The organism is Nocardiopsis sp. NPDC055879, assembly GCF_053615935.1.
In genome coordinates this window covers 90,874-104,955 of record NZ_JBSHCT010000012.1, presented here as the reverse complement: position 1 = coordinate 104,955, position 14,082 = coordinate 90,874, and the positions used below count along the sequence as shown (strand labels likewise).

11 protein-coding genes are annotated in these 14,082 nt (G+C 70.1%); 4 read left to right on the top strand and 7 right to left on the bottom strand.

Annotation, left to right across the window (positions count from 1 at the left end; translation table 11 throughout):
- Window positions 1-22: 22 nt before the first annotated feature.
- From ACWGKS_RS16090 to ACWGKS_RS16065, 6 genes are all read right to left on the bottom strand, one after another.
- Window positions 23-2,797 carry a DEAD/DEAH box helicase family protein gene (locus ACWGKS_RS16090; protein ID WP_452523023.1) on the bottom strand — a complete coding sequence of 925 codons (2,775 nt, stop codon included), beginning with the start codon at window positions 2,795-2,797 and terminating at the stop codon, window positions 23-25.
- A 69-nt stretch (window positions 2,798-2,866) separates the two neighbouring features.
- Window positions 2,867-4,129 (bottom strand): multidrug effflux MFS transporter, encoded by a 1,263-nt coding sequence (locus ACWGKS_RS16085; RefSeq protein ID WP_452523021.1) that lies wholly within the window; start codon window positions 4,127-4,129, stop codon window positions 2,867-2,869.
- Window positions 4,130-4,590: 461 nt separating this feature from the next.
- Complete coding sequence (locus ACWGKS_RS16080; RefSeq protein ID WP_452456133.1) at window positions 4,591-5,040, bottom strand: hypothetical protein; 450 nt, start codon at window positions 5,038-5,040, stop codon at window positions 4,591-4,593.
- A 467-nt stretch (window positions 5,041-5,507) separates the two neighbouring features.
- Window positions 5,508-6,254 carry a protein phosphatase 2C domain-containing protein gene (locus tag ACWGKS_RS16075; RefSeq protein ID WP_452456134.1) on the bottom strand — a complete coding sequence of 249 codons (747 nt, stop codon included), beginning with the start codon at window positions 6,252-6,254 and terminating at the stop codon, window positions 5,508-5,510.
- An 87-nt stretch (window positions 6,255-6,341) separates the two neighbouring features.
- Entirely contained in the window at window positions 6,342-7,106 is a 765-nt protein-coding gene (locus ACWGKS_RS16070) for a L,D-transpeptidase family protein (RefSeq protein ID WP_452523019.1), read from the bottom strand.
- Window positions 7,107-7,334: 228 nt separating this feature from the next.
- A complete protein-coding gene (locus ACWGKS_RS16065) occupies window positions 7,335-8,579 on the bottom strand; it encodes a hypothetical protein (RefSeq protein WP_358508495.1) in 1,245 nt (414 codons plus the stop codon).
- Window positions 8,580-8,830: 251 nt separating this feature from the next.
- On the opposite strand from ACWGKS_RS16065, the gene ACWGKS_RS16060 reads away from it, so the two are divergent.
- On the top strand, window positions 8,831-9,817 hold the full coding sequence (locus tag ACWGKS_RS16060) for a CHRD domain-containing protein (protein WP_452523017.1): 987 nt from the start codon (window positions 8,831-8,833) through the stop codon (window positions 9,815-9,817).
- 151 nt (window positions 9,818-9,968) lie between these two features.
- Here the strand turns inward: ACWGKS_RS16060 and ACWGKS_RS16055 are convergent, their stop codons facing one another.
- Entirely contained in the window at window positions 9,969-11,186 is a 1,218-nt protein-coding gene (locus tag ACWGKS_RS16055) for a DUF418 domain-containing protein (protein ID WP_452523015.1), read from the bottom strand.
- 287 nt (window positions 11,187-11,473) lie between these two features.
- Here ACWGKS_RS16055 and ACWGKS_RS16050 point away from each other — a divergent pair, with 287 nt between their 5' ends.
- From ACWGKS_RS16050 to ACWGKS_RS16040, 3 genes are all read left to right on the top strand, one after another.
- Window positions 11,474-12,469, top strand: a complete 996-nt coding sequence (locus tag ACWGKS_RS16050; RefSeq protein WP_358508489.1) for a dihydroxyacetone kinase subunit DhaK — start codon at window positions 11,474-11,476, stop codon at window positions 12,467-12,469.
- A gap of 14 nt (window positions 12,470-12,483) precedes the next feature.
- Entirely contained in the window at window positions 12,484-13,113 is a 630-nt protein-coding gene (locus ACWGKS_RS16045; RefSeq protein WP_358508487.1) for a DAK2 domain-containing protein, read from the top strand.
- Between the two features lie 97 nt (window positions 13,114-13,210).
- A complete protein-coding gene (locus tag ACWGKS_RS16040) occupies window positions 13,211-13,987 on the top strand; it encodes an SDR family oxidoreductase (RefSeq protein WP_452523012.1) in 777 nt (258 codons plus the stop codon).
- Window positions 13,988-14,082 lie beyond the last annotated feature (95 nt).

The following is a 14,082-nucleotide window of genomic DNA, read 5'->3' as shown; positions in this document are numbered from 1 at the left end:
CGGAGGGGCGTCCGGGGCGGATTCACTCCCAGGCCAGGCGGCGGGCGGTGGAGACCTCCAGGGGTGCGCTGCCCTGGTGCGCGGCCAGCAGGGCCCGACCCGCCTCGTTGCGTGTGTGCACCGCCTCGCCCAGGGACACCCACCGGTTCCACGCCCGCTCGAAGGCCAGCGCCCCCTTCTTGTTGCGGGCCAGGACCGACGGCACCGCGTGCAGGACCGCCACGGTGGTGTCTTCCCCCGCCCCCTCGGCCGGTGTGGTGAGCACATGTCGGGGGATCAGGTAGCGCAGGTCACCGACCAAGGGCGCGAGGACCTCGTCCAGGGACTCGGCGAACAGTTCCGCGGCGGCCGGGTCGGTGAGGGTGAATCGGTACACCCCGTCGGTGTCCACGTGCACACGCACCCCTTGTGCTCCGGTGCCGGACAGGTCCGCCGAGCACAAAGCCTCGGCGACCGCGCACGCGTAGCGGGAGGTGTCCACCGGTCGGCGAGCCAAGGATCTTAGGCGTGCGGCCTCTCGGCGGGTCCGGCCGAGCCGGCGCCACCAGTGGACGCCCGCGGCCGTAGCGAATACGAGGGCGAGCACGAGCGGCCACGGTGTGAAGGCCGCCGCCACCAGGCACACGGCCATGAGCGAACCGAGCACCCATGTGGGAAGCAGGTCCCGGCCCGTGGGGAGACCTCGGGGTGCGGGCACGATGCCGTGTTCGCCCACCAGCACCTCGGGGGGTCCGGGCACGGCCACGTCCACTCCGGCTTCCGCGATCTCGGACCGGATCTCTCGTCGCTCGTACACCCGCAACGTCGGCAGCAAGGTGTCCTCGTAGCCGGTGCCGAGCCGCCACCGGTCCCGGGTGCCGTCCCGGTCGGCCGCCCGCTTCAGCATTCGCGTGTTGAGCGGGGCCGTCTCCGTGGGCGGTTCGTAGGGGGAGAGCTCGGGGTCCACATGCGCGACCCCGCTCATCACCGCACCGTCGGCGCCCACACCCAGGTAGCCCTCGTGTTTGCGTACGAACCGGTCCCAGTCGGCCGCCCCGCGCGGGTGGTCGTGGCTCACGCACACCACGGTCCAGGTGTGCGCGACCTTCTCCGGCCACTCCGGGTCCAGCCGCAGCGCACGCCCTCGGCTCTGCACCACGGCGGTGGGGGTGGTGGCGGTGGTCAGGTCCACCACCGTGTTGACCCCGCGCGCGTCCCACCCCTCGCCGAGCAGGGCGCGTGTACCCACCAGGACCTGGGAACGGCCGCTCTCCAGGAAACGCGTCACCACCCCCACCCAGGTACGCGAGGACCAGGAACCCTCGACCACGTGCAGCCCGTCCACCTCACGGACGGACAGGTCGGCCCTGGGCACTTCCGCGCGGGCGAAGTCCAGCAGCGCCGTCGCGGTGCCGGCACCGGCCGCGACGGTGCGTCCGGTGACCAACACGGGATCCAGGTCGCGGGTACGCGGGTCCTCGGCCAGTCGGACCACCTGGAGCCAGGCCGAACCGGCGTCGTCTGGAAGCACCCCGCGCAACGCCGCGGGGGCTCGCGCGGTGGCGCGTTCGTGGTCGCACAGCACCAGGGCGCGCAGCCGCGTTCCGATGGCGTCCCGTTCCGTGGCGAGGATGTCCACGGTGGCCAGGGACTTGGCGGAGCTGCGAGCCAGCACCCGGTCCACCGGTGAGGCGCCCCTGCGGATTCCACGGCGGGTCAGGTGGTATCCCACGGAGGGCAGGGCGGTGCGGATCCGTTCGCGTGCCTCCTTGTCCTGTGGGGTGTCGGGGTTCAGGCAGTGGCGGGCGTAGTCCCCGATCAGGGCCGTCCAGTCCTGTGCCCGTGGCGGGTGCCGATGTTGTTCGTACACGCGGGCACCGTCCGGTCGGGCGATCAGTCCCTCGTGGTGCAGCCGCAGCACGGCGTCGGTGAGTTCGGGGTCGTCCGTGGCGAGGGTCCCCCAACCCAGGCGCCCACCCTCGGCGGTGGCGCGGGAGACGAAACGGGCGTCCAACCAGGGCAGGAAGTCGGTGCTCGCGAAGCCGGGTTCGAGCAGTTCGGTGCACATCGTGCTGAACCGGGTGCCCTGACCGGCGAGGTACTCGTGTTCGGTGAGGGTGGGTTCGATGACGTACACGAGCTCGGCGAAGGGCGCCAGGTAGCCGTCACGGACCAGGGCGGGGATGGACGCACCGGTGATGGGCGACCCGAAGAGTCGGTCGACGAGATCGCGTTCGGTGCCGGTGAGACTGCCCGCCGGCGTGCCGGTCAGCCCGATCACGTGGGCGTCTGGGAGTTCGTCGAGGATCTCGGCGAGAAGACGCCCCCACACTTGCAGCAGGTGGTGGCACTCGTCGAGCAGCAGGGTGAGCGGACCCGCGTCGTGCAGGGCGTCGATCAGGGCACGGCCGTTGGGGTGTAGTCGGTCGCTGACGGGGGTCGGCGAGCGTCCCTCATCGTCCGTTTCGGCGTCGGGGTCGAAGACCGCCAAGGACTGGTAGGTGAGCACGTTGACGGCGTCCCCGAGGGAACGGTCACCGCCGGCGTCGCAGCCCTCGGGGCGTTCAAAGGATTCCCAGTGCCGGATCCACTGGCCCTGGATGGCGGTGTTGGGCGCCAGCACCACGGTTCGGCGTCCCAGCCTTCGGGCGGCCTCCAACCCGACGAGGGTCTTGCCCGAGCCCGGCGGGAGCACGATCCAGGTCCGCCGGTCCCCACGGCCCCACCGGTGGTCCACCTCGTCGAGGGCGGAGAGTTGGTAGGGGCGTAGCTCCCCGGACCAAGCGGCCTCCGCCATCGTCATCGCCGTTTCGGACATCCCCTCAGGGTAGGTGGGAGGGCCCCGAACCCACCGGTCGGGGCCGTGACCGGTGGGTTCGGAGTCCGTTCAGACGGCCGGGGCGGGGGTGCGACGGGCGGCGTACAGGAACACCGCCAGTGCGCCCACCGCGGTCAGCAGCATCACCGTGGTCATGCTGACCAGGGTGGCGGCGCCGGTCAGGCCGGCGGTGGCCGCGAGACCGGATCCCACCGCGAACTGGAGCGTGCCCAGCAGCGCCGAGCTCGTTCCGGCGATCTCCGAGGGCTGCCCGGAGAGCGCCATCGCCGTGGCGTTGGGCGAGATCAGCCCGGTGAAGAGCATCATCACGAACAGCGCGGCGGTGATGTTCAGCAGGTCGGCGTGTCCGGAGACCGCCAGGAGACCCATGACCAGCACCGAGGCGATGGCGCCCAGGAGCCCCACGCCCAGCCGGCGGCGCAGCTCCATCCGTCGGATCAGCGCCACGTTCACCTGGTTGCCGAGGATCATCCCGAGCGTGGTCACCCCGAAGACCAGACTGAACTGCTGGGCGGTCGCGTCGAACTGGTTCTGCGAAACGAAGGAGAACGCCGAGATGTAGGTGAAGCTCATCCCGAAGCTCAACGCCAGGACGGCGGTGGGTGCGATGAATCCGGGGTCGCGCAGCAGCCGAATGAAGGTCCGGGCGAGCACACGCGGGTCCTGCCTGGTGCGACGCTCCTCGGGAAGGCTCTCCGGGAGGGAGAAGTACACCAGCGCGAACGTGAGAGCACCGGCCAGGCCCAGCGTCCCGAAGATCAACTGCCAAGGACCCAGGTACAGGAGCTGCCCCCCGAGCAGTGGTCCGAGCATGGGCGCCAGCCCGGTGACCAGCATCAACCGGGAGAAGAAGGTGGCGGCGGTGTCGCCGTGGAACACGTCTCGCACGACCGCGCGGGACACCACCAGGCCGGCCGCCGCGGCCAGCCCCTGGATGAACCGCAGCACCATGAACGTCTCGGTCGACGTCACGAACATGATCGCGAAGGTCACCGCGGTGAACACACCGGTCCCGACCAGGAGGGGCATACGGCGTCCCCAACGGTCGCTGAGAGGCCCCGCGACCAACTGACCCAGGGCCAGACCGGCCATGACGGCGGTCAGGGTGAGCTTCACCCGGGATTCGGTAGACCCCAGGTCGGCGGCGATCTGCGGGAGTGCCGGCAGGTACAGGTCGGTGGCGAGCGGCCCGATGGCGGACAGCGCGGCCAGGACGAGAACGAGCAGGGCGGCGGGACGCGTCGGAGTCGCGACGGCGGTGTCCGGCCGCTCGTTCGGACGCGCGTTCGGGCGCACAGTGGTCAGGCTCACGAGCTCTCCAGAACAGGGTGGAAGAAGGTACAGGGCGACCTGGGGGTCGTGTGTTGGGTCGGCGCCGTGAGCCACCTTCGGGTGGGGCACCTGGGACGTGCCCTACGTGGGGACACTTCCGCGTGCAACGGATGTCCAAGGGATGGTGATCCCGACTTGACCAAGGATTCCCGGTGATCCGAACCACAGGCCCGCAAACCCCGCCACCGCGGGTTTCCCGTACTCGTGAGCGCGCTCACTCACCTGTTCGTCGGGGCGCGGGGCGCCCTTCGTCGCGCTTCGGAGCCGATCGAAGAGGCCGTGCCGCTCAGGACTCCGGGGCGGAAGGGGTGGGGGCGCGCGGGGTCGACCGGTCGCCGGCTCGGGGATGTACCGCCCGAACGATTCGGCGCGGGACCCACCGCGCTCTCCAAGGGGAATGTCGCCTGGGACCGGTGCCCGTCACGGTCCCAGGCGAGTGGTCAACTCTCGTCCCGCTCCGAGGTCGCGCGCAGCCGGGCGTCCTCGGCGGCACGGGCCGCGCGGCGCAGCCGGTGCCAGGAGGTGGCCCAACGCAGACGTTCGCCCTCGTCGGTGCCGACGCAGGCGGTCACGAAGGCCATCAGGAACACGTAGCCGGGGAGTTCGGTGCCCTCAAGGGCCCGGCGGAACTTCTCGGCGCTGACCACGCCGCCGCACTTGAACTCCAGTTCCAGGTAGGACCAGTCGCCGGCCCAGGCGAGGTAGCGGCGCATGGTCAGCAGGAACTCCGCGGGGTCGCGTGCCTCCATGGGGTTGGGACGCTGCTCCGATTCGGAGTGGGTGTCGGTCGTGGGCGTGCTCATGAGGTCGACCCGGACACGGGCCACCCGACCGGACCTGTGCAGCGAACGGTTCGGGCCTGTCGGTTCGAGGAGGTCTGGGACACTCACTCGGTCTCCTTTTCGGCTGTCGTGATGACGGCCAAGGGCATGGAAAGGGCACTCCCGCGCTCGTACGACACGAGCGCGGACAAGGGTGTTTCGTGAACGTCGACCGTCGGATTGGGATGTTGTGGCGGGAACACCGACCGATCGGTTACAGGGAAATGTACCGGATGAAGAGGACGCGCGAAAGCGCTTGCCGCCTGGGTTCACGGGAGGCGTACGTCTCCTTCGTGCAGGGGAGCTTCGGTACGTGACGTCCCGTTGGGGTCTTTTCTAGGAAACCGGCGCAAAGGTGATCTGGGGCACCGGCAAAAACGTCTGCAATGTCGGTAACTTTCTTTTCCCTGTTCACTCTGGCGTGTCGAGAAAACGATCTTTCTCGTGGATGGAATTGAAAGTCCGAAACTGGATATCAGGCCTGGCCGAAACTAGGGCTTCCATGGCCGAAAGTCCCACCACGATCGGTTCCAGGATCAGGGGTTCCACCAGAGGGCGGTCGCGTCGTCCCGAACCTTGCCGCGTGGGAACCGCAGACCCGAGGGGTCGGCCCCTTCCAGGGATCGCACCCGCTTCAACAGGGCAGCGGGGCCCTGTTCCCGGGCCAACTCGAAGATCCCGGACCAGGAGAGGTCACCGAAAACCTCCACCGACCGGCTCGCCCCGTCGGTCATCGCCAGGAAAGGCGCCCGGGGCAGCGTGCCGGTCAGCGCCTCTTCGGCGGCCCGCGGATCGGCGCCCGCCGTCCAGAACCCGTTCGGAACGTTGCGCCAGGCCCTGATCGCGGTACCCGGACCCACACGTGGGCGCAGGTCGTCGAGACGGGTGTCGGCCACCACCCGGATCCGACCGTCGGCCTGGGACAGCAGCACGGAGTCGGACAACACCAGGTACTCCAGGGCGTCGTCGTGCACCCGGACCGCCACCACCGTCGCCGAAGGTGTCTCCTGAACGGTGAGGTCGCAGGTTCCCGAGTGCGCGGTGGACACGGCCGTGATCGCCTCCACCAGCGCCTCACGCATCGGCAGACCGGACTCCATCCCCGCCAACAGCAGGGCCCCGAGCCTGTGTGTGTACCAGGCGACCCCGTGCGAACAACCGTTGTCCTCGTCCCGCGGGGCGCTGACGCCATCGAGCAGCACCGCGGACGTGGTGGTGACCGCGGCGAAGTCCTCGTTGGGACGGTCGGGGGTACCGGCTTCGGTTGCGAGGAGGAAGGGCACGAAGCGGTCCTACCCGGGACAAGGGCCCGCATCCGTGTCGGCGGGGTCGTCCCGGTCACACCGGCCGACCCCGCGTGGACGATCGGCTCAGCGCACCAGGACCGTGGCGTGGATGTCCAGGTGACCCTGCTCCCACAGCCAGTCCATGGCGGCCAGGCTGACCCGGGCGCAACCCTTGGAGGCCGGCTGCGCGGGGACGCTCGGGTAGCCGTGCACGGCGATGCCGCCGTTGAAGTACTTGGGTCGGTAGAGCGCTCCGTAGGGCCCTGGGTCCCAGGAGTCGACCTCACGGAAGACCGGGTAGGAGCCCTCCGGGGTGACGGCGATCCGCTCGTCGCCGTCGGAGCCCTCGTAGGGCTGACCGGAACCGGTGGAGGTGTGGATGACGCGCTGGACCTCGCCGTCGGTGACGACCAGCAGCAACTGCCGTTCCAGGTCGATCTCCACCACCGCGCCGGAGTCGGAGGAGGCGGAGGGGACGGTGCCCTCGTCGAGGGCGCCGCGGGTGGCCGGGCCGACGATGCCGTCCCGGTCGATGCCGGCGGCCTTCTGCAGGGCCAGGACCGCGTGCTCGGTGTGCATGCCGAACTCGCCGTCCGAACCGTCGATCCAGTAGCCGAGTTCGTTCAGCCGGTCCTGGAGTGCGCGCACCTGCTCACCGGAGTCACCGGGCCGCAGGTCCGCGGTGATCGCGGTGGCGGACGGGGCCGCCGCCGAGGTGGAGGCCGGGGCCGGTGCGGCGTGCGCCGGGGAGGCGATCAGGGAGGCGCTCAAGGCCAGGGCACAGGCCGGGCCGAGGAGGAGGGTCGTGCGGACGGGGTTCCTTGCGAAGAGTGATCGAGGGGAGACCATACGTTCCATTTACCCATAGATTCGGGTTTCCCGGGCCTTCGCCCCGGAAGCTGTGGACAACTCGAATCGACCTCGAATCGACATCGCAGGTCATGGCGTTCCAGGGCCGGAGAATCGAGACACATGGCCCGCCCGGACGGTCGATCGACGGTGGCCCAAGGCGCTTCGATTCGATGCCACGACGACCTGCCGGCCCTATCCACCGACCCGACCTGCCGGGTCGGGAACTCAGGCGAACTTGGAGCTGCGCACCGGTCCGGAGGTCATCGAGGGCAGCCTCGGGCCGTCCGCCCACCTCCGCGCCACCGCCTCGGTGAAGGACACCACCTCGGGTTCGCTCTCCTGCGGTTCGGCCGCGACGATCTCCTCGGCGATCTCCTCCTCGGGACGCTCGTCGACCGGTTTCCGGTCGAGGTCGCCGTCCACGACGCGCAGGCTCTCGCCCCAGGGAGGGTTCACGGTCTGGTGCAGCACCGAGACCACGTCGGCGGCTACACCGGGTGGGTCGGTCCAGCAGGAAGCGTGCTCGAACAGGACCTGGCCGGGCGAACGAGGAACGAGGGCCCGACGAAGTTCCATGTCGGTGTCGGTGAGGTCGTAGGCCACCACCAGGGCGTCGGATCGTTCCGGTTCGATGGGGACCACGGGTAGGTCGAGTAGCCGTGCGGTGGCGAGCCCCAGGATGAGGCTGGAACGGTCCGGCAAGGGCATCACCGCGTCGGGAACGCGACCGCCGGCGGTGAGGACCGCGGCGAGATCGGCGATTCCGGTGCGGCAGCTCTCGTAGCCGTCGCCGAGATAGGCGAAGCGTCCGGTCATCCCCTCGTCGAAACCATACGGAGAGACCTGGCCCAAGACAGCGCCCGTCAGCGCGAAATGCCATCCACGCAGATCACGGTGGTCCATGGGGCCGGCCTCCCGGGCCGCCTCGGCCCTCTCCACCATGAGGGCGATCCGGTGATGGGCCAGATCCCAGGACTCGTCCTCGGGGGTGGAGAGACGGTCGAGGAGCTCGCGTGCGGCGTCGATGTCGCCGGAGCACAACGTGTTGTACGCCAGGAGGTATCCGCCGGGCCAGTCCGGAAGTGGGCCGTCCCAGGCCCGTAGCTCGCGTGCGGCGTCCTCGTGGCGCTCCAGGTCCTCCAGGGCCGAGGTGAGTTCCCACAGGATCGGGACGGCCTCCGGCGCGTTCACCCGGCCCGTTCGCAGCGCGGGGACCGCAAGGTGCGGCAGGCCCGCCTCCAGACACGCGTAACCGAAGTCGTAGCAGGCCTGCGGGGTGTCCGGCCGTTCAACGAGTGCCTCCGCCGCCGTACTGAGGTCGGGGAGGTTCGCCGCGCGCCCGACCGCGCCCACGAAGCGCCCGACGTCGGCCGGGCGGAGGTCGTCCGCCCGGCCGCGTAGTGAGTTCACCGCGGAGCCCACGTCACCGGACTCCAAGGCCCGCCATGCCTGGTCGAGATCTGCCGTCAAGATGTCCCTCTCGTCACTCGGGTGCGGGATACCGGGCCGCGTCCCACCACGTTCCGATGACCGCCCGAGGCGCGGGGTTCTGGGGAACACGTTCCCGCGGTTCGAGGGTACGAAGCGGGCCGAACGCCAGTTCCACGATGCGGAGATGTGGTGTTTTTGCCGAGAGTTGATGACTCAGAGTGAATGTGGGAGCGAGTTCCGTTGCATAAAGGAGGGTCCGTGCACATTTCGCCGAATGAGGGGAAGCGGACATGAGGATGACGGTGGGTCGGATGACCGTGACGATGGCCGCGGCCGCCGCGGGTCTACTGGCCGCGACGCAGTCGACGGTCGCGCACGCGGAGCAGACCGAGGGGATGGAGCCGACGGACCAGGCCGAGGCGACCGAGGGGACGGGCGGAACGGAGGAGACCGAGGGCTCCGAAGGGGGCGGCGAGCAGGAGGTACAAGAGCCCGAGACGTTCACCAGCGAGTTCACGGTCGACGCGACCCCGGACATGGTCGTGGACGCCGAGAACCAGCCGGTCGACGGTGAGGAGGGCGCGACCGGGACCTTCGGACTGCGGCTCAACAGCGATGAGGAGATCATCTGCTACGACATCGAGTTCTCCGGCGTCACCGAACCCTTCGAGAGCTCGGCCGAGACCGCGACCCACCTTCATGAGGCGGCCGAAGGCGAGTTCGGTCCGCCGCGTGTGGTCTTCCCCGACCCGCAGGACCAGGGTGACGGCACCTTGGTCGGCTCCGGCTGCGTGCAGGGACCCTTCACCACCGGTGAGGAGGACGCGGAAGCGGGCACGGACACCGGTGAGGGCTTCACCGTCGCCCAGATCGAGGAGAGTCCCGAGGACTTCTACGTCGACATGCACACCGCCGACTACCCGGACGGGGCGGTCCGCGGTCAGCTCCCGGCCGAGGAGAGCGGCTCCGAGGAAGGCTCCGGCGGTGGTGGTGAAGGCTCCGGCGGTGAGGGATCCGGTGGTGAAGGCTCCGGCGGTGAAGAGGGCAGTGGGTCCGAGGAGGGCGGTGGATCCGGTGACGGTAGCGGCTCCGAGGGCGATACCGGCACCGAAGGTGGAGAGACCGGCACCGAAGGCGGTGAAGAGGGCGGTGGATCCGGTGACGGTAGCGGCTCCGAGGGTGACACCGGCACCGAAGGTGGAGACACCGGCACCGAAGGCGGGGAAGGCTCCGGTGGCGGCAGCGGCACCGAAGACGGTGGCGGAAGCACCGAGTGACCGATCCGCGCCAAGACGGCCCGACCTTCGGCCGTGAGGCGACGTGGCGGGGCCCCGACCGATCGGGTCCCCGCCACGGCCCCGACCGGTCACGGATGAACGCCGTCATGCCCCGCGGCGCGGCTCGCAGCCTCGGCGGCCGCCTGATCCCCTAAGAGGACGCACCCTTCTCGACGGCGAGGCGACGTGCCCGACGCCCTCCGTACACGCAGTGCCGCATCAACTGGTCCAGGGGGCCCGGGCGGTCGCGTGATTCCAGGAAGGCGGCCACCAGCAGGCTCACCGACCACGCCAGCGCGGCCACCACGAGAGCCCCCGCGGCGCCCACCGCGTCGCCCAATCCCACCAACTGGGTGTGCAGGGCCACGGCGACCAGGACCGAGTTCAGGAGATAGAAGGTGAGCGAACGCTTGCCCATGGCGGCGACGGACATTGTCAGTGGGCCTTGGGTTCGGTCCAGCCTGATGCTCCACAAGGCGAACAGGGCCGCGTAACCGGCGCCGCCCAGTACCCCGGTGAGCACCTGGAGGGCCATGTACAACCCCTCGGTGATCACGTCCGGGGAGAGCACGCCCACGGCGGTCAGGGCGGAGGGCACCGCACTGAGCACCGACACGCCGATACCGATCACCGCGATCTTGGTGAGCAGCCCCTTGTGCGCGGCCGGGTCGTCCAACAGCCCGGCGCGGCTCGCCCGGTAGCCCAGGACCACCAAGAGCAGCAGCGGGTACGCGAAGGCGATGAACACCGGGCCGAAGGGCAGCCCCACCACGCGGCCGATCCAGTCCTCGACGGTCAGGTATCCGGGCAGCGCGAACCCCTCCGGTCCCTGCGTCGCGCTGCCCACGCTCATCCCGACCATCGCGACCGGCACGGTGATCGCGTAGAACACGGCGAACACCACCGCAGCCCGCACGATCGCCTTGTCGGAACGCAGCAGCAGCCAACCGGTGACCAGCGCCGCCAGACCGTAGGACGTGAGGATCTCGCCGGGGAAGACGAGGAAGGCGTGCACGGCGCCGAACAACAGCAGGAAGAAGCCCCGTCGTCGCAGCAGCCTGCGGACCTCCTGGTCGGAGGTGCCCTTGGCACGCTGCCGGGAGACCATCCAGGCCATCCCGTAGCCGAACAGGATGGCGAACATCGGGAAGGAACGGTTGTCCAGGAACAGCGTGGTGAACAGGGCGGCGATCCGGTCCTGGACGGGTTCGCCGGACACGTCCACACCGAATCCGACCCCGGAGTACACACCGGCGTAGGCCATGGCGATGAGCAGCAGCATGACGCCGCGCGCCAGGTCGGGGGCGAGTTTGCGCGCCGCCCTCGGCGGAATCACGGAACCGGTGGAACCGTCCGTCGGTGCCGACATGTCGACATGTCCTCTCTCGGTCGATCTCGATCGATGTGTTCCCGGGCCGGGTGCTGCCGGCGGACCTCAGTCTCCATCCGGGGAGGGGGCCGGCGCATCGGTCGGCAGGCCGGCCGACCGGCCGGATCGGGGCCGCCACGGTAGGTCGGTCGGCCACGATCGGATCCGACCGACGGGAGGGCCTCGGAGTGGGGAGCCGTCGAAAGCGGGTAGGTCGTGTGGGCGGGGCGCCCCGTCAGGCCCACGGCGCGGTGCCCCGCCAGAACCTCGACGATCCGGGAGGCGGCATGAGCCGGTTCTTCATGAACGAGCGCGAGACCCTCGTCGAACAGGCGTTGGAGGGGCTCGTCGAAGCCCACGGCGGCCTGGTCGACGTGCACACCGATCCACTGTTCGTCACCCGGCGCGTGCCCGCCACGGGCAAGGTCGCGCTGGTGTCGGGCGGTGGTTCCGGGCACGAACCCCTGCACACCGGCTTCGTCGGCCAGGGCATGCTCGACGCGGCCGTGCCGGGGGACGTCTTCGCCAGTCCCACGGCCCTTCAGGTGCGCGCGGCGATCCAGGCCGCCGACACCGGTGAGGGAACGGTCATGGTGATCAAGAACTACACCGGCGACGTCTTGAACTTCTCCATCGCCGCCGAACTCCTCTCCGAGACGCACCGGGTCGAACAGGTGCTGGTCGATGACGACCTGGCCACGCAGAAGGAGGACGAGGGAGGACCCGGCCGGCGCGGAACCGCCGCCGTGGTCGCGGTCGAGAAGATCTGCGGAGCGGCGGCCGAGGCGGGTGCCCCCGTCGTCGAGGTGCGGGAACTGGGCCGGCAGGTGGTGGCGCGGTCGGCGACGCTCGGTGTCTCGTTCGAGGCGTGCACCAACCCGATGACCGGACGGCGCTCCTTCGACCTGGAGCCCGAAGAGATGGAGTTCGGCGTGGGCATCCACGGTGAACGCGGCATCGAGACCAGACCGACCACCGGTGCCGCGGAACTCGTGGAGAGCCTGGTGACGCCCCTGGTGGAGTCGGTGGGGCTGCGCCGTGGCGACTCGGTCCTGGCGATCGTCAACGGACTGGGCGCCACCCACGGACTCGAACTCGGAGTGGCGGCCCGCGAGACCCGACGGGTCCTGGACGGGCGGGGGATCGGTGTCGCCCGCTCCCTGGTCGGCCCGTACGTGACGTCGTTGGACATGAAGGGGTTGTCGATCACGCTCACGGCTTTGAGCGACGACCTGGTGAAGTTCTGGGACGCGCCGGTGCGTACCCCGGCGCTGGTGTGGTGACGGGAGTGGTGGACATGACGGGTGACGGGAACGCGGCCGACCTGACCGGCGCGGAGACCAGGACGTGGCTGCTCGCGTTCGCCGAACGGGTGATCGCCGACGCCGACGAGCTCACCGAACTCGATCGGAAGGCCGGTGACGGCGACTTCGGATGGAACATCTCCTCCGCGCTCAAGCGGGGCCGGGAGGGGTTGGCGGGGATCGAGGGCGACCACCCGGCCCAGGTGTTCCAGACCGTGTCCGACGCCTTCCTCGCCTCCGGTGGAACCAGTGGTCCGCTGTTCGGGCTGTGGTTCGGTCGGCTCGGTTCGGGACCCTCCGCGCCCTGGGACGTGCCGGAGTTGGGCGCGGCCTTCGGCAGGGCCACCGGGGCGGTGCGCAGGCTCGGCAAGGCCGAAGTGGGGCACAAGACCATGGTGGACGCGATGGCGCCGGCGACCGACGCGCTCACCGAGACCTCCACGGTCGGCTGGCGGGAGGCGGTGTCGGACGCGGCGCGAGCCGCCCGCGCGGGCGCGGACTCCACCGGTGGGATGATCGCGCGCCGAGGACGAGCCAGCTACCTGGGCGAACGCGCGCAGGACGTGCTCGACCCGGGCGCGGTGGCCGTGGCGTGGTTCTTCGAGTGCGCCGAGGGGGCCTGAGGAGAGGGTGTGCCCCGGGGCCGATAACCTCCCGTTCCGCGGACCGAGAACACTGAGAACGCGGATCGAGCACGCGGAACGGGAGCGAGGGACGGGCATGAGCGAGACCAGGGCCGATGCCGGCGACCACAGGGGCGACCACAAGGTCATCGTGATCACCGGGGCCGGAGCGGGGATCGGCCGCGTCACCGCGCGATGCCTCCTCGACGAAGGTCATTCGGTGGTCCTGGCGGGCCGTCGTGCCACCACCTTGGCGGAGACCGCCGAGGGCCGTCCCGGGGCGATCGTCGTGGAGACCGACGTGACCTCGCCCGACTCGGTGCGGTCGTTGTTCCGGGCGGTGCGCGAACGACACGGTCGCGTGGACGTGCTGTTCAACAACGCCGGTGTGTTCGGGCCCGCGGCGTCGGTGGACGAGGTCACCGACGAGGACTGGCGGGAGGTCCTGGACACCAACGTCACGGGGGCGCTGTACTGCGCCCGAGAGGCCGCGTTGCTCATGCGCGATCAAGTACCCCGGGGCGGCCGGATCATCAACAACGGGTCCATCTCGGCGCGGGTGCCCCGGCCGTCGAGCGTGGCGTACACCGTGAGCAAGCACGCCATCAGCGGACTCACCGCCTCCATGAACCTGGACCTGCGTGGTCACGGCATCGCGTGCACCCAGCTCGACATCGGCAACGCCGCCACCGCGATGACGGCGGGGTTCGGTGCCAACGCCCGCCAGGCCGACGGTTCGGTGCGCCCCGAACCCACCATCGACGCCGCGCACGTCGCCGACACCATCGCGCACATCGTGTCCCTGCCGTTGGACGTCAACGTGCCCACCCTGACGGTGATGGCCCGGGAGATGCCCTTCGCGGGCCGCGGCTGACCTCGGTACGTCGACGAGAATCCACGCGCCCCACCGTTTCCGGACCTCCCGAAATCATGGGTGGGGGCGTTACCCGTTGTGCTAACGTCGCTTCC

Bases quoted from the DNA above. Each gene is read 5' to 3' on its own strand.
- ACWGKS_RS16090 (WP_452523023.1), bottom strand. From the start codon at position 2,797: ATGTCCGAAACGGCGATGACGATGGCGGAGGCCGCTTGGTCCGGGGAG.
- ACWGKS_RS16070 (WP_452523019.1), bottom strand. From the start codon at position 7,106: ATGGTCTCCCCTCGATCACTCTTCGCAAGGAACCCCGTCCGCACGACC.
- ACWGKS_RS16060 (WP_452523017.1), top strand. From the start codon at position 8,831: ATGAGGATGACGGTGGGTCGGATGACCGTGACGATGGCCGCGGCCGCC.
- ACWGKS_RS16055 (WP_452523015.1), bottom strand. From the start codon at position 11,186: ATGTCGGCACCGACGGACGGTTCCACCGGTTCCGTGATTCCGCCGAGG.
- ACWGKS_RS16050 (WP_358508489.1), top strand. From the start codon at position 11,474: ATGAGCCGGTTCTTCATGAACGAGCGCGAGACCCTCGTCGAACAGGCG.
- ACWGKS_RS16045 (WP_358508487.1), top strand. From the start codon at position 12,484: ATGACGGGTGACGGGAACGCGGCCGACCTGACCGGCGCGGAGACCAGG.
- ACWGKS_RS16040 (WP_452523012.1), top strand. From the start codon at position 13,211: ATGAGCGAGACCAGGGCCGATGCCGGCGACCACAGGGGCGACCACAAG.